The 19469-nt window shown below is 58.4% G+C and carries 16 protein-coding genes; 9 read left to right on the forward strand and 7 right to left on the reverse strand.

Annotated features, from left to right (window positions below; translation table 11 throughout):
• The first annotated feature begins 290 nt into the window (after positions 1–290).
• The 4 genes from ACMGG1_RS21450 to ACMGG1_RS21465 all read left to right on the forward strand — a co-directional run bounded on the left by ACMGG1_RS21450 (position 291) and on the right by ACMGG1_RS21465 (position 4270).
• Positions 291–938 carry a helix-turn-helix transcriptional regulator gene (locus tag ACMGG1_RS21450; RefSeq protein ID WP_046374577.1) on the forward strand — a complete coding sequence of 216 codons (648 nt, stop codon included), beginning with the start codon at positions 291–293 and terminating at the stop codon, positions 936–938.
• Positions 939–1078: 140 nt separating this feature from the next.
• Positions 1079–2251, forward strand: a complete 1173-nt coding sequence (locus tag ACMGG1_RS21455; protein ID WP_414161000.1) for an MFS transporter — start codon at positions 1079–1081, stop codon at positions 2249–2251.
• A gap of 13 nt (positions 2252–2264) precedes the next feature.
• Positions 2265–3377, forward strand: a complete 1113-nt coding sequence (locus ACMGG1_RS21460) for a class II histone deacetylase (RefSeq protein WP_414161001.1) — start codon at positions 2265–2267, stop codon at positions 3375–3377.
• Between the two features lie 86 nt (positions 3378–3463).
• Positions 3464–4270 (forward strand): alpha/beta hydrolase, encoded by an 807-nt coding sequence (locus ACMGG1_RS21465; RefSeq protein ID WP_115060203.1) that lies wholly within the window; start codon positions 3464–3466, stop codon positions 4268–4270.
• A gap of 40 nt (positions 4271–4310) precedes the next feature.
• Here ACMGG1_RS21465 and ACMGG1_RS21470 read toward each other — a convergent pair whose 3' ends face one another.
• From ACMGG1_RS21470 to ACMGG1_RS21480, 3 genes are all read right to left on the reverse strand, one after another.
• On the reverse strand, positions 4311–4676 hold the full coding sequence (locus tag ACMGG1_RS21470; protein WP_129983279.1) for a cupin domain-containing protein: 366 nt from the start codon (positions 4674–4676) through the stop codon (positions 4311–4313).
• Between the two features lie 21 nt (positions 4677–4697).
• Positions 4698–5999, reverse strand: coding sequence for an NAD(P)/FAD-dependent oxidoreductase (locus tag ACMGG1_RS21475; RefSeq protein ID WP_020825070.1), 1302 nt, complete (start codon positions 5997–5999; stop codon positions 4698–4700).
• 102 nt (positions 6000–6101) lie between these two features.
• Positions 6102–6860, reverse strand: coding sequence for a response regulator transcription factor (locus tag ACMGG1_RS21480; protein WP_046374583.1), 759 nt, complete (start codon positions 6858–6860; stop codon positions 6102–6104).
• Between the two features lie 266 nt (positions 6861–7126).
• Between ACMGG1_RS21480 and ACMGG1_RS21485 the strand changes: the two genes are divergently transcribed.
• Positions 7127–8254 carry an iron-containing alcohol dehydrogenase gene (locus ACMGG1_RS21485; RefSeq protein WP_414161002.1) on the forward strand — a complete coding sequence of 376 codons (1128 nt, stop codon included), beginning with the start codon at positions 7127–7129 and terminating at the stop codon, positions 8252–8254.
• Between the two features lie 134 nt (positions 8255–8388).
• On the opposite strand, the gene ACMGG1_RS21490 is transcribed toward ACMGG1_RS21485, so the two are convergent.
• Positions 8389–9318, reverse strand: coding sequence for a LysR family transcriptional regulator (locus ACMGG1_RS21490; protein WP_020825066.1), 930 nt, complete (start codon positions 9316–9318; stop codon positions 8389–8391).
• Positions 9319–9578: 260 nt separating this feature from the next.
• Here ACMGG1_RS21490 and ACMGG1_RS21495 point away from each other — a divergent pair, with 260 nt between their 5' ends.
• The 4 genes from ACMGG1_RS21495 to ACMGG1_RS21510 all read left to right on the forward strand — a co-directional run bounded on the left by ACMGG1_RS21495 (position 9579) and on the right by ACMGG1_RS21510 (position 15089).
• The gene (locus ACMGG1_RS21495; RefSeq protein WP_414161003.1) at positions 9579–10919 is read left to right on the forward strand and encodes an aspartate aminotransferase family protein; all 1341 of its coding nucleotides are present in this window, start codon (positions 9579–9581) and stop codon (positions 10917–10919) included.
• A 16-nt stretch (positions 10920–10935) separates the two neighbouring features.
• A complete protein-coding gene (locus ACMGG1_RS21500; RefSeq protein WP_414161004.1) occupies positions 10936–12444 on the forward strand; it encodes a CoA-acylating methylmalonate-semialdehyde dehydrogenase in 1509 nt (502 codons plus the stop codon).
• 159 nt (positions 12445–12603) lie between these two features.
• Positions 12604–13980, forward strand: a complete 1377-nt coding sequence (locus ACMGG1_RS21505; protein ID WP_020825063.1) for an APC family permease — start codon at positions 12604–12606, stop codon at positions 13978–13980.
• Positions 13981–13982: 2 nt separating this feature from the next.
• Positions 13983–15089 (forward strand): P1 family peptidase, encoded by a 1107-nt coding sequence (locus ACMGG1_RS21510; RefSeq protein ID WP_020825062.1) that lies wholly within the window; start codon positions 13983–13985, stop codon positions 15087–15089.
• A 102-nt stretch (positions 15090–15191) separates the two neighbouring features.
• Here the strand turns inward: ACMGG1_RS21510 and ACMGG1_RS21515 are convergent, their stop codons facing one another.
• The 3 genes from ACMGG1_RS21515 to ACMGG1_RS21525 all read right to left on the reverse strand — a co-directional run bounded on the left by ACMGG1_RS21515 (position 15192) and on the right by ACMGG1_RS21525 (position 19469).
• Positions 15192–16442 (reverse strand): phospholipase D-like domain-containing protein, encoded by a 1251-nt coding sequence (locus ACMGG1_RS21515; RefSeq protein ID WP_414161005.1) that lies wholly within the window; start codon positions 16440–16442, stop codon positions 15192–15194.
• Positions 16435–17085 (reverse strand): MotA/TolQ/ExbB proton channel family protein, encoded by a 651-nt coding sequence (locus tag ACMGG1_RS21520; RefSeq protein ID WP_201895775.1) that lies wholly within the window; start codon positions 17083–17085, stop codon positions 16435–16437. The genes ACMGG1_RS21515 and ACMGG1_RS21520 overlap by 8 nt, the downstream gene beginning before the upstream one ends.
• A gap of 143 nt (positions 17086–17228) precedes the next feature.
• Positions 17229–19469, reverse strand: coding sequence for a TonB-dependent receptor family protein (locus tag ACMGG1_RS21525; RefSeq protein WP_046374590.1), 2241 nt, complete (start codon positions 19467–19469; stop codon positions 17229–17231).

Raw genomic sequence — 19469 nt, forward strand, 5'->3', positions numbered from 1 at the left:
GAGACTGGCCGGTGATATCGCAGGGGGTCACCACGCCGAGGGGGAAATTGCAGTAAATTCAGCAGGAAGGCCACAGGTCATTCGTTAATATATTAATAAAATATCGACACTCGTGCGGCACTGTCGCTGCCGAGGCTTCTTCGTTGCCTTGTTATTTATGTGTTTTATTGCAATCAGGCTCACGTTGTTAATATGTATTTATTGTGTTGCACAATTGCTATCACTATGCTTGTATCGTTCACATATTGACCGAATATTCCAGACCGAACGATAAAGGGAGGAAATGAATCATGCACATTGCATCGTCCGATGCCTTTATCAACAGCTGTTTGACCACCATTGCGCACCTGATCCCGGTGTCCGCAGGGGTGTTTTATTTGGTTAACCAGGACCTGCGGCCAGACCACTATATTTTGCACGGCATCTCCGATAAAACCCACCAGCAGTACTTGAACCATTTCCAGCAGATCGATCCGCTCAAGCCTGCCAACTTTCACCAGCAGGACATCAATATGGTCGGCATGAGCCCGGCGGCAATCGCCAATAACCGCCATTACTATCATGATTTTATGCTGCCCAATGATATGCGCGACATGACGGAGATCTTTATTCGGCAGCGTAAACGCATCGTTGCCGGGGTGTCCTTGATCCGCGATACGCCGTTTACCGAACTGGAACGCGGTCGCCTGCGGGCGGTGATGCCGCTGATCGAACTGGCGACCCGCGACCTGTTGCCCGACGGGGAAGCCCGCCTGCTGACCGCCAAAGAGCAGGAGATCGTCAATATGGTGCGTGAGGGCGCCAGTAATAAACGCATAGCGTTGAAGCTGGGTATTTCGCTTTCAACGGTAAAAACCCATATGCGCAATATTTTTGCCAAAACTGAAGTGGTCAACCGTACCGAATTGGTGGCCAGCAGCTTTATTGCCCACGGTTAATAAATAGAGCCATAACATCGGCTTATAGTGGAGAAAATAAGTTCGTTAATTATTCGCCATTCATGGCGCGGTTTCCGCCTGCCCAGAATACGGCAACGCGGTTATATCTGACTCAGGCTTAACCTGCGGGGATAATTATTATGTCCAGTGATTCCGTTTCTGTACCCGCTGCCGGGGCGGCTCTCCCCTGCCCGCCGCGGCTGCTGACCGCCATCATCATCTTTGCCGCCATTGCACCGGGCATCCTGATGACCGCCCCGGCGGTTGCCGCGCAACTGGCCAGCCAATGGTCGCTCACCCCCGCGCAAATCGGCCATCTGTTTTCCACCGAGCTGGGGGCCATGAGCCTCGCCACCCTGCCTGCCTGGTGGTGGATCAGCCGCGTTAACTGGCGCCGGGTGGCAACCCTGGCTGCGGGGGTGTTTATCGTCGGCAATTTGGCGTCGGCACTGGTCAGTGATTTTCACCTGCTGCTGGGGCTGCGTTTCATCGCCTCTTTGGCGGGCGGCACGCTGATGATCCTGTGTATCACCTGTGCCGGTGGCACCGCCAACCCCAGCCGAGTTTACGCCTTGTGGGTGCTGGGCCAGCTGGTGCTTGGCGCCGTTGGGCTGCTGGTGCTGCCCTTGCTGTTCGCCCATTTTGGCCTGATGGCGGTATACCTGATCCTGGCGGCCATCATGCTGTGCTGCTTGCCGCTGCTTTCCTCCTTTCCCAGCGGCTTTCACCCTGCGCAATCCACCGCCCATACCACGGCAACGCCATGGCTGCGTAAAGTCTTCGCCGTCCTGGCGGTGCTGACCTTTTATATCAGCCTGAGCGCAGTCTGGACCTTTATCGGCAGTATCGCCCACGCGGCCGGCCTTTCGCCGGTCAGCAGCGGCCAGGTGCTGGCGGCCGCTACGCTGTTTGGCATCGTCGGCGCCGGCGGTGCGGCGTTCATCAGCGCCAGGCGAGGCGGCAATGGGCTGATCTGGCTAAGTTACGGCTTGCTGCTCGCCGGCATTGCGCTGCTGTTCCACACGCCGCAGCTGCTGCGCTTTGCGCTGGCGGCGGTGCTGTTCAAGTTTACCTGGACCTTTGTGCTGCCGTTTATCCTGGCCCGCGTCGCCGGGCTGGATAACAACGGCAAGCTGATGAACAACATCAATCTGGTGATTGGCGGCGGCATGGCGATCGGCCCAACGCTGGCCGGTTATTGGATTGAGTCTTCAGGCGGTTACGACAGGCTGCTGGTCGGGGCGCTAGGCAGTGCGCTGCTGTCGCTGCTGCTGATTTCGCTGGCTTCACCGCGCGTTCAACGCGCCATTTAACAGGAGTAATAAGGTGAAAAGAAAAACCGGTTTCTTGTTTGATGAACGCTGTTTCTGGCACAGCACCGGCATGCATGCCACCACGCTGCCGGTCGGCGGCTGGGTGCAACCGCCTTCAGGGGCGGGCCATGCCGAATCGCCGGAAACCAAACGGCGGATGAAAAACCTGATGGACGTGTCCGGCCTGTCGCGACAGATCCAGCTGCTAAGTGCCGACATGGCGACGGAAGAAGACCTGTTACGCATTCATCCGGCCGACTATCTGCAACGTTTCAAACAGCTAAGTGATAACGGCGGCGGCATGCTGGGTGAGGAAGCACCTTTGGGGCCGGGCGGCTACGAGATAGCCAAACTGTCCGCCGGGCTGGCCTGCGCGGCGGTCGAAGCGGTGCTGCAGGGCCACCTGGATAACGCCTATGCGTTGTCGCGCCCACCGGGCCACCATTGCCTGCCGGATCAATCGATGGGGTTCTGCTTTCTGGCCAATATCCCGATCGCCATCGAGCGTGCCAGGGCCAAATACGGTTTGGGCAAAGTGGCGGTGCTCGATTGGGACGTGCATCACGGCAATGGTACGCAGCATATCTATTGGCAACGTGACGACGTACTGACGATGTCGCTGCATCAGGACGGCTGCTTCCCGGCGGGCTACTCCGGTGAACAGGACCGCGGTGCCGGGGCGGGAGAAGGCTTTAACATCAATGTTCCGCTGCTGGCGGGCGCCGGTGACGACGGCTATCTGTATGCCATGCGACAGATAGTGATCCCGGCACTCGAGCGCTTCAAACCCGAGCTGATCATTGTTGCCTGCGGCTACGACGCCAATGCCCTCGACCCGCTGGCGCGCATGCAGTTGCACAGCGACAGTTTCCGCAGCATGACGGCCCTGGTGCAGGACGCCGCCGACCGCCTGTGCGATGGAAAGCTGGTGATGGTGCATGAGGGCGGTTATGCCGAGTCCTACGTGCCCTTCTGCGGGCTGGCGGTGATGGAGCAGCTTAGCGGTATTCGCACCGAGGTCGAAGATCCGCTGTTGGCATTCATCCGCCAACAGCAGCCGCGAGACGCCTTCAATCTGTTCCAACGCCAGGCTATCGATGCGCTGGCACAGCACTTCATTCGCTAAATATCCTGGGGCACCGCACGCAGTGCCCCTACCCATTCTCCGCTTTGCCGCTACGCTGAATATGACCCTTCCGATGAGAAAATACGATGTCTGAACAGAAGATCAGCTTTATCAAAGGTGGGCATGGCGATATTGCCGTGCATGACTGGGGCCATGACCGACCGCGCTTTCTGGCGCTGCTGGTGCACGGTTACGGCGAGCATCTCGGCCGTTATCAGTACGTCGCTCGTACGCTGGAAGCGCAGGGTGCGCGGGTGTTCGGCCCCGATCATCTCGGCCATGGGCTTTCGCAGGGCGAACGCGTATTGATTGAAGATTATGACGCCGTGGTCGACGACGTTCGACGCGTAACGGAGCATTTTCAGCGGCTGCATCCTGGCGTCCCCCTGGTGGTTATCGGCCATTCCATGGGCGGGATGATTGCCACCCGCTACGTTCAACGTTATGGCGATGACGTGCGTGCGCTGGTGCTTTCCGGCCCCTTGATTGGCGAAAGAACCCTGATTTCGGATTTGCTTACTCTGCCAGAGATCCCAGACACGCCGCTCGATACTGCCACCCTGTCGCGTGATCCGTCGGTGGGGGAAGCCTATCAGGCCGACCCGCTGGTGTGGCACGGGCCGTTCAAACGCCCGACGCTGCGGGCGATGCAGCAGATCCTGGCAAAGATCAACGCCGGCCCGGGCTTCGGCACGCTGCCTACGCTGTGGATACATGGTGATGACGACAGGCTGGTGTTAATGGCGGAATCGCAAACCGCGATCGATCGGCTCAAGGGCAGCGATTTCGAAGCGATGGTCAATCCAGGCGGGCGACACGAGAGTTTTAACGAAACCAACAAGGATCAGATATTAAGGCGGATCACCGACTTTATCGAACGGGTGCTGGGATAGCTGAACACCCCTCTCCCGGCGGAGAGGGGCCAGTTAACGATCAGCCTTCGACGATCGCCAGGTAATGTTTTACAAAACGATCCGAAGTGATCTCCCAGCGTACCGGGGTGCCTTTTTCGACAAACCACGAATCCCCGGCCTGATACTGCACGGATTTACCGGTCTTTTCGTCGGTCAGCGTCGCGCTACCCTCCCACACCGTGGCGTGTTCGGAGAACGGATACTCCATTACAAAGGTGCCGCGCGTGCAGCTGAAAACACCGCAGTTCAGGTTATCGGTCGGCTCACCGAAAAGGCTCGCCACCCCGACGTTTGGCTCACCGGCGATCACCGTGGCGCCCAGGTTGCTGACGCTGCCAATGTCCAACAGTTCAGGCAGCGGTTGCTTAAGCAGTAATGGTTTCATGTTTCTCTCCTGTGATAAAAATTAGCGACGGCCTTTCCAGTAGCCGGACGTCTGGTGCCAAACCTTGCCGGCGGTGGTCATTACCCGTCGCAGCTTGTCTTTACCGAAGATATTGACGTGCGGAATCGAACTCATCAGATCGTAACGATCCGATCCTTCGCTCATGCCCTCTGCCAACACTTTGCAGACGATATGACTCGGCGTTACGCCAAAGCCGGAATAACCCTGCACATAAAACACGTTGTCATGCTGCGGCAAGGTGCCGATCTGCGGGAACAGGTTGGCGCTGCAACACAGCGGCCCGCCCCAGGCCAGATCGATCTTCACGTCATGCAGATACGGGAACACTTTCAGCATCAGGTTGCGGTTCCAGGCCTTAAGATCCGACGGAATGTATTCGATCAAGCGGGTGGCGCTGCCAAACAGCAGCCGGTTTTCATTGGTCACCCGGTAGTAATCGATCACCGGGCGGATATCGCTGTAGGCACCGCGGATCGGGCTGATCTGGCGGATCAGTTCTTCAGGCAAGGGTTCGGTCGCCAGTTGGAAAGCGTAGGTATTGATGGTTTTGTTGTAGATGAACGGCTCCATGCCGTTGAGGAAACCGTTGCACGCCCACAGCATCTTGTTGGCACGTACTGAGCCCATGGCGGTGCGCACCTTAATGCGCGAACCGTATTCCACGCCCAGCACGCTGCTGTTTTCGAAGATTTTCACGCCGTAGCCGCTGAGCGCCTTCGCCTCGCCCAACAGCAGGTTGAGCGAATGCACGTGGCCGCCGCCCATGTGTTTCAATGCGCAGGTATAGGCATCTGACCCCACGACCTGTTTCACCTCTGCGCCGGTGTAGAGTTCAATCTCTTCATCCGGCGATACCGCCTTGAATTCTTTCAGCCAACTGCGCAGGGTTTTCTCCTGGCGTGCATTGCTGCCGAGGTAGCCGTAGCCAAAACAGAAATCGGCATCAATCGCGTACTTCTTGATGCGCTCACGAATAATCCCGGCGCCGAGGTTGCTGATTTTGAAGATGGTTTCCAGCCCGGAGGGGCCGACGTGGCGTTTGATTTTTTCCAGATCGTGACCGATGCCGGCCATCACCTGCCCGCCGTTGCGGCCGGTGCCGCCGTAGCCCAGGTAGCGCCCTTCGAGTATGGCGATATTGGTGATGCCGCGCTCAGCCAACTCCAGGGCGGTATTGATGCCGGAGAAACCACCGCCGATGATCACCACGTCAACGTCCAGATCTTCTTCCAGCGTCGGAAAGCGCAGATCGTATTTTTTGGTTGCCGCGTAGTAGGTTAACGATTCGATATTATTGTTCACTGTCGCACTCCCGAAGACCCTATGCCATAACATCGGATTATCAGGAGGTGGGCGCGACGTCGCCATGTCCCTTTAGGGACATTCGCAACAAATAATTAACACTCAGGCGCTGCGGCGCAGCGGGGTGGCCAACAGCAGATTGAACAGTTCGGCCTGCGAACCGATCGCCAGCTTGCTGTAGATGTTCTTGCGGTGGTTTTTCACCGTTCCCAGGCTGATGAACAGCCGATCGGCGATTTGCTGCGAGCCGCAGCCGTCCAGGATCAGATCCACTATTTCGCGCTCGCGCGGCGTCAACAGATAACGTGCCTGCACCGCATGATCCGTCACCCTTTCTGGTTCTGCCGGGGCGACGACCACTTCGCCATGCAGCCGCGCGACGCTCTTGAGCAGCGTCAGCGCATCACGCAACTCAGCCAACTGCGGATAACGCACGCCCACCGACTGGCGCGCTGAGCCGAAAAACACCCCCAACCCGCGTTCCGGCGTCAGGGGCAGCAGCACGCCGGCTTCATCATGCCAGCCGGTCTTGCGGTAAAAGTTACGGTAATAATCAGTATGGTAGAAGCCGCAGGGAGCCAACTGGCGCAGGGTCAGCACCTCGCCGCCGCCGCCATCATTCAGCGCCTGGTAAAACGGATCCTGCAGGTAAGCGCCCTGTTGATAGAGCTGATTGACCGCGTCACTGTTTTCTCGCTCGGTTTTGATCAGGCAACGCGGTGCCTGGCCGCGTTCAAACGCGTAAACAATGGCGCTATCAAAGGCGAAGAACCCTTCCAGCCAGGCCAACAGGTTGGGATAGAAACCTTGGGTTGCGACTGCGTCTATCACTGCGGATAACCGTTCCACCTGAATATTCATCTTCGCCCCGCCATCATTAATAAATTAACAATCACTTTATTCCGGCTACGCCGTGGCCTGTTTGTTATAGAAAACACTCAATAGCGCCAAATGCAACAGCAGAATCGTTTACATGTTAAACAAATCACACCTTCGCCAGATTATTGCGGCGTGGCCGAACGAGGCTGGATTAATATATTAACGGAATCCCTTTCAGGCAGCGAAAAGCAGTGGTTCAGCCGCAGAGGCTGGCTTATGCTGTGGTTTTCGCGTGCCAAGGAGAGAACATGACTACCAGCCTGACCATTGCCAACCGCCAGACCTGGTTCGGCCACGGCAGCATCCGCCAACTGATCCCGCTACTGACCGCCGAGCCACAGCCGACGCTGCTGTTTAGCTGCCGATCATTCCTCAATGGCGCGGTGTATTCCTCACTGGCAGACGGATTGACGCCACTTCTGCTCGGCACCGAAATCGTCAGTCACGAGGCTTCACCGCAAGAGATAGACGCCTGGGTCGCGCGCTGGCGCGGCAAGGTAAGACGCGTGGTAGCCATTGGCGGCGGTAGCGTGCTGGATGCTGCCAAGGCCTTTGCCGCGCTGGTCGAGCACCCGTTGCCCACCCTGCGCTATATGGAAAAGATCGGCGACACAAAAATCAGCGGTGCAACCCTGCCGCTCATTGCCATCCCGACCACCGCCGGTACCGGCAGTGAAGTCACGCAGAATGCGGTGATCACCGACACCCAGGTGAGCAAGGTGAAAGCCTCGCTGCGCCATAACAACTTTGTGCCGCACACCGCCATCCTGGATCCGCAACTGCTGCAAGGGTCACCGGACAAGGTGCTGGCCTACTGCGCCATCGACGCCTTTACCCACCTGTTCGAGGCCTATCTGTCCAAAACCGCCAATACCATGACGCGCGAGATGTCGCTGACCGGCATTCGCCACTTCCTGCAGGCCTGGCCTGCGCTCAACCGCAGCGCCGAGGCTCTCGAGGCGATTATGCAAGCCTCTTACCTTGGCGGCCTGACGCTGAGCGCCGCTGGGCTGGGAGTGATCCACGGCATCGCCGGCGAGATTGGCGCCCTGCGCGATTATCACCACGGCCAGGTCTGCGGTCGCCTGCTGCTGCCGTTCCTCGAACTGCTGGCGAAAAGCGAACAACCGCAGCAGCGGGCGCTGATGGCTGAGCTTGCCGCCCGCCTGTTCCCCGAGCAGCATGACAGCCCGGAACGCTACCTGATCGACTTTATTACCCGCAATGCCATCGCCAGTTTCTGGCAGGATGACCTGCCGATTTCCGCCGACGAACTGGCAGTGACGCTGGCAAAATCCAACAGCAAAAACTCGCTGATCGACTACAGCGCGCCGCAGCGGCAGCAGATGATCGAAGGCGCATTCCGCATCGAATGATTATATAATCAGATCAAAGTAATAGCGGGAGATTGGACATGGGCATCATCAGCTGGATTTTCACCGGCATCGCGATTGGCATCCTGGTCGGCTTGCTGATCAAGATTTTTGGCAAGAAGAAAGATCAGTAAACATCAAGCTGTTCCATGAGCCGCCAGCAGGCATTCGTGGAACAGCTTGACCACCCGCTGCGGGCTGGGCGAACGCCGCAGCACGCTGGAATATTCGCAGTGATAACGGAACAGCGTCGGTTTGATGGCGCGCATCATATTTTGCGCGACAAAAAACGCCGCATAGTGGTCGGGAAGAAAGCCGACGTACTTACCGGAAAGAATTAGGGTCGCGATCGACTCCTGGGCAAACCCCGTTGCCTTGCGATGTAAATGCTGCTGCAGGCTCAGTTCCATATTCGGCGAATGGTAGCCTAATCCGGCAAAGGCATAATTGTGCAACAGATCCCAATTTAGTATTTCATGGTTAGCGGAAAATAATTCATGTTGCGCGCCACAATATAAGAACATCCTCTCATGAAATAACGAACTATAAGATAAACTTTCCGCACTGCGGTGCATGGGAATAATGCCAATTTGAAATTGGCCGTCAATGACGCCGCGTTCAATGGTATTTATCGGTTCCACATACATTTGCAAAGAGACATCCGGCGCCTGCTCGCTGAATAAGGCAATCGCCCGGCCGATATGCGCCTGAGGATTACTGACGGTATGGTCGAATATCGCCACGTGCAGCTGCCCCCCCAGGCGTTGATGCACATCATCCACCCCACGGCGAAAGGCCTCGGTCGCCGCCAACAGATTCACGGTTTCCTGATATATCAGCAGCCCTTCGTCAGTAACCGCAAACCCCTCGCGCCCACGGTGGCACAGCGTCAGGCCCAGTCGCTGTTCCAAATCCTTGATATGCTTGCTGATGGTCGAAAGGCTGATATTCAGCTCCAGCTCGGCGGCGCTCATGCCGCCACAGTCGACCACCGCCTTAAATACCCGCAGCAACCGCAGATCCATATCCGATAACTGGCCCAACAATGCGCGCTTTTTTACTTGCATAAAACCTTAAGTAAGTTTCGACATATGATTATTCACATTAGTGAAGAAGCAGAACATAGTCAATTTCACTCAACAATTCATTAACACGTTTATATATACCCTCTAGCTTTTATAGTTGCAGCCAGGCGGCCAGCTCACTCAGCACAGGTGCTTACTCAAGTAAGTGACTGGGGTGAGCTGGTGCAGATAACAACGCTGCAATTTAAAAGATGACGGGCATAGTTAATTAACCGTACCTATTCTCCCCCTCGGAGGGAAAAATGGCTGATTTAAATCAACGTGAAAATAAAGCCGACCGTGAATGGTTAGAAGCACATTGGATGCCCTTTACCGGCAACCGTAATTTTAAAGCCAACCCGAGAATGATAAGCCACGCGCAAGGCGTTTATTATACCAGCCAGGACGGTCGCAAGATTTTTGACGGGTTATCCGGGTTGTGGTGCTGCGGATTGGGCCATGGCCGCCAGGAAATTGCCGATGCCGCTCACCGGCAACTTTCCCGATTGGATTATTCCCCGGCGTTTCAGTTCGGCCATACCTTATCTTTCGAGCTGGCGAACAAAATCAAGGCCATGACCCCGGCCGGGCTGGACTATGTGTTTTTCACCGGTTCCGGCTCAGAAGCGGCTGACACTTCGTTAAAAATGGCGCGTGCCTATTGGCGAGCCAAGGGCCAGGCGGGCAAAACCTGTTTTATCGGTCGCGAGAAGGGCTACCACGGCGTTAACTTTGGCGGCATCGCGGTGGGCGGCATTGCCGGCAATCGTAAAGCCTTTGGCGCCAGCGCCGAAGCGGACCACCTGCCCCATACCCAACTGGCGGGAAATGCCTTTTCGCGCGGCATGCCCGAGCAGGGCGCCGAGCTTGCGGAAGAACTCAACCGCATCATCACACTGCGTGACGCCTCGACCATCGCCGCGGTGATTGTCGAACCCTTCTCCGGCTCGGCCGGGGTGATCGTACCGCCGGTCGGTTATCTGCAACGCATCCGCGAGATCTGCACTCAACACAATATTCTGCTGATTTTTGACGAAGTGATCACCGCCTTCGGCCGCTGCGGCGCATTGACCGGCGCCGAGGCATTCGGCGTCACGCCGGACATCATGAATATTGCCAAACAGGTCACCAACGGCGCACAGCCGATGGGGGCCGTGGTAGTTCGCCCCGAAATTTACCAGGCCTTCATGGCCACCGATGAACCGGAATATTTGCTCGAATTCCCGCACGGCTACACCTACTCCGCCCATCCGGTCAGCTGTGCGGTGGGGCTGGCGACGCTGGATATCATTGAACGCGAACAGATGATCGAACGGGTGCAGGCGCTGGCCCCCTATTTCGAACGTGCGGTGCACAGCTTACAGGGCAGCAACCACGTCAGCGACATTCGCAACTTCGGTCTGGCGGCGGGTATCACGCTGGCGTCCCGACCGGGCGAAGCGGCACGCAGGCCGTATGAAGTAGCGATGCGCTGCTGGGAAAGCGGGTTTTATGTGCGCTATGGCGGCGACACCCTGCAGTTGGCACCGCCGTTTATCAGCAGCGAGGCGCAGATCGACTCGCTGATCAACGCCCTCGGCGACGCTATCAACGCAACCGAATAATAAAGGAGCGCAAGCCATGCCAATTGCACATTGGATCAACGGCCAGTCCGCCACCGGCGGAACCCGCAGCCAGCCGGTTTACGATCCGGCTACCGGGCTGTCGCATCAGGAGGTGTTACTGGCCGACCGCGCCACGGTAGAAAGCGCTATCGACGCCGCCGAGCAAGCCTACCCAGCCTGGCGCGATACGCCACCGCTAAAGCGGGCCAGGGTGATGATACGTCTAAAAACGCTGCTGGAACAGCATGCCGATGCCATCTGCCGGTTGATCACCGCCGAGCATGGCAAAGTGCTCAGCGACGCCATGGGCGAACTGCAGCGCGGTATCGAGAATATTGAGTACGCCAGCTATGCGCCGGAACTGCTGAAAGGCGAACACAGCAAGGATGCCGGGCCGGGCATCGACAGCTGGAGCGAGTTTCAACCGCTGGGAGTGGTGGCAGGCATCACGCCGTTTAACTTCCCGGCGATGGTACCGCTGTGGATGTGGCCAATGGCGGTGGTGTGCGGCAACACCTTTGTGTTGAAACCTTCCGAACGCGTCCCTTCCTCCACGCTGTATATCGCTCAACTGGCGTCCGAAGCCGGGCTGCCGCCGGGAGTGCTGAACCTGGTCAACGGCGACCGCGAGGCGGTGGACACCCTGCTGCACGATCCCCGGGTCAAAGCCGTCAGCTTTGTCGGCTCTACGCCGGTAGCGGAGCACATCTATCACACCGGTTGTGGCCAGAACAAACGGGTGCAGGCGCTGGGCGGCGCGAAGAACCATGCGGTGGTGCTGCCGGATGCCGACATCGCCGGCAGCGTCAGTGCGCTGATGGGTGCGGCGTTCGGCTCCTGCGGACAACGCTGCATGGCCATCCCGCTGGTGGTGGCGGTGGGAGACGGCACGGCCGACGCGTTGGTTGCCGGGTTGCAGCGGCAAATGGCGGCCATGCGGGTCGGTGCCGGTAACGATAACCGCAACGACATGGGACCGCTGGTCACCCAACAGCATTATGAGAAAGTGAAAGGCTGTATCGATCAGGGTGTTGAGGAGGGAGCTACCCTGGTGGTCGACGGTCGCGAGCTGGCGGTGCGGGACGACAGCGGGCAAATCAGCCAGGGTTATTTCCTTGGCCCAACGCTGTTTGACCACGTGCGACCGGGCATGCGGATTTATCAGGAGGAGATCTTCGGCCCGGTGCTGGGGGTGGTTCGGGTCGGATCGCTGAAAGAGGCGATGGCGATGATAGACGCCCACGAGTACGGCAACGGGACCTGCCTGTTCACCCGCGACGGCGAGGCGGCGCGTTATTTTTCCAGTCATATTCAGGTCGGTATGGTGGGGATCAACGTTGCGCTGCCGGTTCCGGTGGCTTATCACTCGTTCGGCGGCTGGAAACGCTCGCTGTTTGGCGACCTGCACGCCTACGGCCCGGATGCCGTCAGGTTCTACACCAAGCGCAAAACCATTACCCAGCGCTGGCCTTCTTCCCATGACGCCCAGCATGCCACCTTCAGCTTCCCGTCCGGGCAAGGGTAATTTCATAATAATCATAATGATTTTTTAGAGGCGAAGAAATTCGCCTCGTTTTCCACGCGCTCCATTTAATCAGGCCCGGGCAGCGGCATGCCATCGCAAGGCTCTACCGTACGATCGCCGCCCGCAAAATAACCCACTAACGCGTTAATGGAGTTTTGAATGACTGAGCCCACACCAGAACACAAATTCAAAGGTAATCTCAGCGTCCTCGACGTGGTGATGATTACCGCCTCCGGCGTCACGCCCGCCAGCTCAATTTTCGTTATTGCTCCGCTGGCGATCGCCAGCGCCGGTAGCGGTGCCTTTATCTCATTTCTGATCGCTGCCTTTATCGCCGCCACTATTGCCCTGTGCTACGCCGAACTCGGTGCGGCGCATCCCAGCGCCGGGGGCGAATACAGCATTATCAAACGCCTGTTCGGCACCCTGTGCGGGCTGCAAACTTACCTGTTTATTCTCAGTGCCGCGCTGTTCGTACCGGCGGTGCTGGCCACCGGTGCCGTGCCTTATTTGAACACCGCGCTGGGGACTCAGTTCGACGCCTCTACCGCCGGGATGATCACCATCTTGATCGGCGGAGCCTGCGCCATTTTCAACATCAAGGCCAATGCGCTGCTGACCGGCACCTTTTTGGTGGTTGAAATCGCGGTGCTGGGGCTAATCGCCTGGTTGGGCTTTAGCACCCCGCACCAAAGTGCGGACATCCTCGTCGCGCCGGTGATGCTAAACCCCGAAGGCGTGTTGGCACCGGTTTCCGTACCGCTGATCGTCGCCATGGTCGGCGTCGCGCTGTTTTCCTATAACGGCTACGGTGCCGCGGTGTATATGGCGGAGGACATGCGCGAGCAGGGCAAACCCATGGCCACCGCCATCATGCTGACGTTGGCGATCGTGGTACTGGTCGAGCTGCTGCCCTTCACCGCTTTGCTGATTGGCGCGCCGTCCCTGGCGGAAATGGCCAAACAGGCCGATCCGGTCGGCTACGTGGTCAGCCAACTGGGTGGGCCGACGCTGGCGCGGGTGGTCAGCGGCGCGATTTACCTGTCGGTGTTCAACGCCATTATCGCCATCGTGGCGCAGTTTAGCCGCATGATGTTCTCCAGCGGGCGTGACGGTTTTTGGCTGCCGCAGGTGAACCGGGCGCTGAAAATCATCCATCCGCGTTTCGGCACGCCGTGGATTGCCACTCTGCTGTTCGGTATTCCCTCGGCGCTGTTGGCCTTTTGCTCCAACCTCGGCGATCTGACCTCATTTACCGTGATCCTGCTGCTGCTGGTGTACATCATCATGGCCGTCGCCGCGCTGATCAGTCGCCGCCGCGTACGTTTCCACCACCCGTATCTGATGCCGCTGTGGCCGCTGCCGGTGGCGATCGCGCTGATCGGCTGCCTGTATGTGTTATGGACAATTTTGATCGCCAGCAGCCTGAAAGACTTTATTATCATTGCCGGTATCCTCTGCTTTGGCCTGCTGCTGAGCTATATGCGCACCCGGCAGGCTATCCCGCACGTTGAACCCTCAATTGAAGGAGAATAACCATGTCGCAGCGCGCTCAGGATTTGGGCATTAAAATCGGCCACGGCGTTGCCGGCCCGCTGAACGCCATCACCGACGTGCCCGGCGTTCGCGTCGGCCACGCCAGCATCCACGCCGATTTGCCCGACGGGCGCAGCGTGCGTACCGGCGTCACGGTGATCGAACCGCGTGCCGGCCAGGCCCGGCAATCCCCCTGCTTTGCCGGCGTGCATGTGCTTAACGGCAATGGCGACGCCACCGGGCTGGAGTGGATCCGCGAAGCCGGCCTGCTCACCAGCCCAATCGCCTTCACCAACACCCACAGCGTCGGCGTGGTACGTGACAGCCTGATCGCGCTGGAACGTGAAGCGCTGCCGGCCGACGACGCGGTGTACTGGAATATGCCGGTGGTAATGGAAACCTTCGATGGCCTGCTCAACGACATCAACGGTTTTCACGTCAAGCCTGAACATGTGCGGCAAGCACTGCAGGCGGCACACGAAGGATTACCCCAGGAAGGTGCCGTCGGTGGCGGCAGCGGCATGATCTGCCATGAGTTCAAGGGCGGCATCGGCACCGCTTCGCGCCGCCTGCCTGCCGATCGCGGTGGCTGGACGGTCGGTGCCATCGTGCAGGCCAACCACGGCAAACGCGCGTCGCTGCTGGTGGGCGGTTATCCGGTGGGCCGTCATTTGGCACATATTCACTCGCCGTTTACACCGCAGCTGCCGCACCCGGGCATGGGGTCGATCGTCGTCACCCTGGCCACCGACGCCCCGCTGTTGCCGCACCAATGCGCCCGTCTGGCCCAACGTGCCAGCATCGGCATTGCCCGCACCGGCGGCGGTACCGAAGACTCGAGCGGCGACATTTTTATCGCCTTCGCCACCGGCAATGACGGCCTCCCCCCTGCCGACTACGCCAACAAAGGAGCCTTTACCACCCCGCTGCGCATGGTGAACAACGATTACATCTCCGAGCTGTTTGCCGCAGCGGCAGAAGCGGTGGAAGAGGCGATTATCAATGCCCTGCTGGCCGCCAATACCGTTTCCGGTAATGGCCATCGGGCGGAGGGACTGAGCGCCGAACAGTTGCTGACGGCACTGGAAAAAAGCGGCTGGCGGAAATAATCCGGCAAAGCCAAGCGCAGAGGCGCAGCATTAAAAGGGGTAAATCGGGTCGAACCTGTTCGACCCTACCGGTTCAGTCTTGACGAGGATTTGCCGACAATCTCAGGACTCACCGCCCGGTTTGGGCGTCGGGTAGTCGTAATCCAGTTTCAGCGGTTCGGCGTAAAGGCTGTCCCACAGTTGGCTGTACAGCTTGTCCAGCCGCTGGCTCATGTTCACGTCGTGCAGCACAATCTCCAGATTACGCGAATTGTCCAGATAGCCGCCGGTCCAGTTGCTGGTGCCTACCCAGGCGATCTCGCCGTCGATGGTCATGATTTTACTGTGGATCACCCGGGCAAACGGGATAAACCCGCTGCTTGCCGGCGGAATGGTGACCACTTTCACCTGCACATTCGGCACCAGCGCCAGGCTTTTCAGCCAGGCGATATCCGGCTTTTTGGTATTCCAGTTAGCGACCATCAGCTCAATCTGCACACCGCGCGCGGCAGCGCTGCGCAGGGCGTTATCGATCATCGCGTAGTAAGGCCGGGTGCGGTCCGGGCCAAAAGACAACGGCGCGTAGTCCATCACCTGTACCCGCACTCGCTGCCTGGCCGAAGCCAACAGGCGCGGCAGCTCAAGCTGCGAATCAATCACGCCCGCCGGGTTGTAGGCACGCGGGCTGGCGACCAGGTAATTGCTCTGCAGCGGTTCAACCGTGGGTTGGGACGTCAGCTGGGGCACCGGTTTTTCCGCCGCCAGCAACGCCTGCGCCTGCCAGTCCTGTTCGAAGATCGCCTGGATCTGCCGCACCACACCGGCATCGCTGATGCGCAGCCCGGTTTCATGGATGTGCGCCAGCGCGCGCCAGTCAAAGTTCTGGCTGCCGACAAACGCCTGTTCACCGTCCACCAGCAGGTATTTGGCATGCAGAATGCCGCCGCTCAGCCGCTGGTAAGGGATAATACGCAGCTCCAGATTCGGGATCGCCTTAAGCTGTTCCAGCGTTTCGGGAGTAGAAATGCGGATGCCCTTCTCCTCCATCAGGAAACGAATTTTTACCCCACGTTCCCCCGCCGCTTTAAGATGCTGCAGCACGCCATCCAGCAGCGAACCCTGTTGGTTCGCCACGTAGAACTGGCCCAGATCGATGCGGGTTTTCGCCGCATCAAACATCTGCTGCCACACTTCGGCAGTGTTGCGCAGGTCATCCGCCTGCAACGCGGTTTCTACCGGTGCGGTGTACACCAGCTCGTAGCCGGGAATTTCAAAGCGCGCCGCCGCATTCTGGCTCAACATCAACAGGCAACCACCCCATAACGCAGTGTAAAGGCGGCCTAATGGCCACCGTGAATGACGGCCATTAGGCATAGCGCGGCACCTCGCTGTCAACCCGTTGCTCGCGGCTGCCGTTTTCCGGGCGGCTGCCCGGCGCACCGGCACGGATCAGCAGCACCTTCAACAGTTCGTTAATGCGCTCCATGCGGCTTTGCAGATAGTTGTTCCCCACCAGGCACAGCAGCGCGATGGCGATACCCAGTCCGGTAGCGTACAGCGCGGTGCCCATCCCGGCAGAAACCAGGCTCGGCTCGGACACTCCCGAGGCAGCCAGTGCCTTAAAGGTTTCGATAATCCCCATCACCGTACCCAGCAGCCCCAACAGCGGTGCCGCGGTAACGATAGTTTCCAGCAACCACAGGCCCCGCGCCATCAGCGGCTTGCTCAACAAATACTGAGCGTCGATCAAATCACCGATCGCCTCGCGGTCACCGGCACGGTGTTTTTGCTCCAGCACCGGTGAAATCACCGCCAGCGGCAGGCTGTTGCGCTGGGTCAACTCATCCGGCAGATCGGCCGTGCGGTGCACATCCAACGTCAGCGCCTGCTCCAGTCGACGCGCCTGGCGTTGGGTATAGGTGAAATACAACGCACGTTCGATAATGATCACCAGTGCAATCGCCAGCGCGGCGTACATCACGTAGAAAATAATGTCGTGTAGCAGATTGGCATTCATCGTTCAGTCCTCTTACCCGTCGTCTTTCAAGCCGCAGCGTTGTTACCTGCACTCGCTCACCCCAGTTACTTACTTAAGTAAGCGCCTGGGGATGAGCGAGTTGGCCGCCTAGCTGCAACTTGAAAGCCATAGGGTATAAATAGTTAAAAGGTGGCTTCCAGGGATACGCTGAAGGTACGTTCTTCCCCGACGTTGTAGTAAGGCGTGCTGGCCCTTACGCCGTTATAAGGTGCGGCGTTGAAGGTGGTGGAGCGCACCGAAGTCAGGTACTCCTTGTCAAACAGGTTGCTGATGCCGAAGCGGAGCGCCGCGCTCTTGACGATCTTCTTGTCCACCGGCAAATGCACCCCCGCCGCCAGATCGAATACCGTCCGGCCGCCAATCTTCTCGTCATTGGTCAGGTCACCGTAGAACGAACTGACGTACTTGCCGCTCACGCTGCTGTAATACAAACCGTCGTCGTAACCCAGGGTCACGTTAAGCAGGTTTTTCGGCACGTTCGGCACTTCTTTACCGCTGGTCGGCAGCGGCAGGCCGCCGTTGCTGACAATGTCGCTCTTCTGCTTGGACTCGGTATAGGTGTACGAGGTGTAGTAGTTGAAGTTATGCGGCAGTTGGCCGCTCCACTCCAGTTCCAGCCCTTTGTTCTCTACGTTGCCGATATTCATCATCTCGTAGTCACCGTCCGGATTGGTGGTAGAGATTTGACGGTCGCTGTAGCGCAAGTAGAACAGCGAGGCGCTCAGCAGCATATCTTCACGCTCGAAACGCCAGCCCAGCTCATGGTTCCAGCTCAGTTCAGGCTTGGTGCTAAGCGAATCGCCGACGTTGTACAACACGTAGTTTGGCGGGGTGCGCATATTGCGAGTCAGGTTATAGAACACCTGGTTTTCCGGGTTCAGCTTGTAGCTGGCGCTGAAGTTCGGCAGAAATTCATGGTATTTGGCATCACGCTTTTCCGGCACGTTATACAGGCTGCCCTTGTTATCGCCTTTTCGTTCAACGTACTGATAGGCCAGCCCGCCGACGAAGGTCCAGTCCGGCGTCGCGAACCAGGTGTCCTGCAGCCACACTTTTTGCGCCGGGGTAATGGTGTACTGGTTACGCCCCTGCACGGTTTTGCCGTTGGCGTCCTTCACCTGATCGGAACCGCCCGGTTTACCCGAGAGCTGCTGCGGGTTGCCGTCGTCCTTGATGCCGATAAACGGCTGGGTCTGCGACTGGCGCGCACGTTCAAACCAGTAGCCGATATCCAGGCTGTGCTGGTCGTTGATGTCCCACTTCAGCTTGGTGGTGATACCCGGCCGCCAGGTCTGGGTCCAGGAAGGACGGTAATAGGTGTTGGACTGCAAGTTGCTGAGGTCATACTGACCGGCCCGATCCGAGGTGCTGGACAGTACCGACGCGCTCTGGCCGCTGAAGCTGCCGCCGTTCCCCCAGTAGTAGTACGGCTGCAGGGTTAACGCCAGGTTGTCGCGCAGCTGCAGCTTCTGGGTGAACGTCAGGTTGAAATTCTCGAACGGATTACGGTTGAGCTTGTAATAGCGAGTCAGCTGGCCCCGGTTGTTGTAGGACGGCGTGGTGTCATAATCGCCACGGGGGTCTTCCGCGAACTGAGCCTTGCTGCGGGTGTTGTAGTTGACGTTATTTTGCTGGTTGTACTTCATGATCAGGTTGCTGCTGTTGCCGTTGCCGTCCTCATACAACGAGTTCATCTCGAACTTGTTGGAGTACAAACGCCCTTCCCCGCGCCACTTTTTGGCCTCGGTGTGCGAATAGGAAATCCAGTTGCTGAAGCCGTTGTACTCACCGGTTTCCAGACGGGCAAAGGTTTTGCTCAGGTTGTTGCTGCCCAGCGTCTGTTTGACGAAGCCGCCGAAGTCTTTAGACGGACGCCGCGTCACCAGGCCAATATTGCCGCCGCTGGAGCCGATGTGCGGGCCGTCGGCTTCCGAGGAGCCCTGGGTGACGAACACTTCCCCCAGGTTCTCCGAATCACCCAGCAGGTTCGGGTAAACCGCATAGTTGCCGGAATCATTAATCGGGATCCCGTCCATCGACAGGCCGATTTGATCGGAGCTCATACCGCGCATGGTGTAATCAACGCCGCTCAGACCGCTGGCATCGTCGCTGTTGACGTTCAGGCCCGGCGTGTATTTCAGCTTGTCGATGGCGTTGGCCGCCGCCGGCATTTTATCCATCGCCTCTTTGGTGACGGTGGAACGCGACTTGGCGCTGTCCTCCTGCACCATCATGCCTCCGCCCAGCGACTGCCCCTTAACGTTGATGGTGCCGACGTCGGTCGAGTCCGCCGCCAGCACGGCACCCGGTAACATCGCCGACATCACTGCCAGATAAATCCCAGATCGATTGAAAGATTTCAT

Origin of the sequence: Serratia sp. BNK-12 (assembly GCF_047456085.1) — a bacterium.
GTDB classification, from domain to species: domain Bacteria; phylum Pseudomonadota; class Gammaproteobacteria; order Enterobacterales; family Enterobacteriaceae; genus Serratia; species Serratia liquefaciens.

Coding starts and splice junctions, on each gene's coding strand:
- ACMGG1_RS21450 (WP_046374577.1), top strand. CDS start 291: ATGCACATTGCATCGTCCGATGCCTTTATCAACAGCTGTTTGACCACC.
- ACMGG1_RS21455 (WP_414161000.1), top strand. CDS start 1,079: ATGTCCAGTGATTCCGTTTCTGTACCCGCTGCCGGGGCGGCTCTCCCC.
- ACMGG1_RS21465 (WP_115060203.1), top strand. CDS start 3,464: ATGTCTGAACAGAAGATCAGCTTTATCAAAGGTGGGCATGGCGATATT.
- ACMGG1_RS21470 (WP_129983279.1), bottom strand. CDS start 4,676: ATGAAACCATTACTGCTTAAGCAACCGCTGCCTGAACTGTTGGACATT.
- ACMGG1_RS21480 (WP_046374583.1), bottom strand. CDS start 6,860: ATGAATATTCAGGTGGAACGGTTATCCGCAGTGATAGACGCAGTCGCA.
- ACMGG1_RS21485 (WP_414161002.1), top strand. CDS start 7,127: ATGACTACCAGCCTGACCATTGCCAACCGCCAGACCTGGTTCGGCCAC.
- ACMGG1_RS21490 (WP_020825066.1), bottom strand. CDS start 9,318: ATGCAAGTAAAAAAGCGCGCATTGTTGGGCCAGTTATCGGATATGGAT.
- ACMGG1_RS21495 (WP_414161003.1), top strand. CDS start 9,579: ATGGCTGATTTAAATCAACGTGAAAATAAAGCCGACCGTGAATGGTTA.
- ACMGG1_RS21500 (WP_414161004.1), top strand. CDS start 10,936: ATGCCAATTGCACATTGGATCAACGGCCAGTCCGCCACCGGCGGAACC.
- ACMGG1_RS21505 (WP_020825063.1), top strand. CDS start 12,604: ATGACTGAGCCCACACCAGAACACAAATTCAAAGGTAATCTCAGCGTC.
- ACMGG1_RS21510 (WP_020825062.1), top strand. CDS start 13,983: ATGTCGCAGCGCGCTCAGGATTTGGGCATTAAAATCGGCCACGGCGTT.
- ACMGG1_RS21515 (WP_414161005.1), bottom strand. CDS start 16,442: ATGCCTAATGGCCGTCATTCACGGTGGCCATTAGGCCGCCTTTACACT.
- ACMGG1_RS21520 (WP_201895775.1), bottom strand. CDS start 17,085: ATGAATGCCAATCTGCTACACGACATTATTTTCTACGTGATGTACGCC.
- ACMGG1_RS21525 (WP_046374590.1), bottom strand. CDS start 19,469: ATGAAATCTTTCAATCGATCTGGGATTTATCTGGCAGTGATGTCGGCG.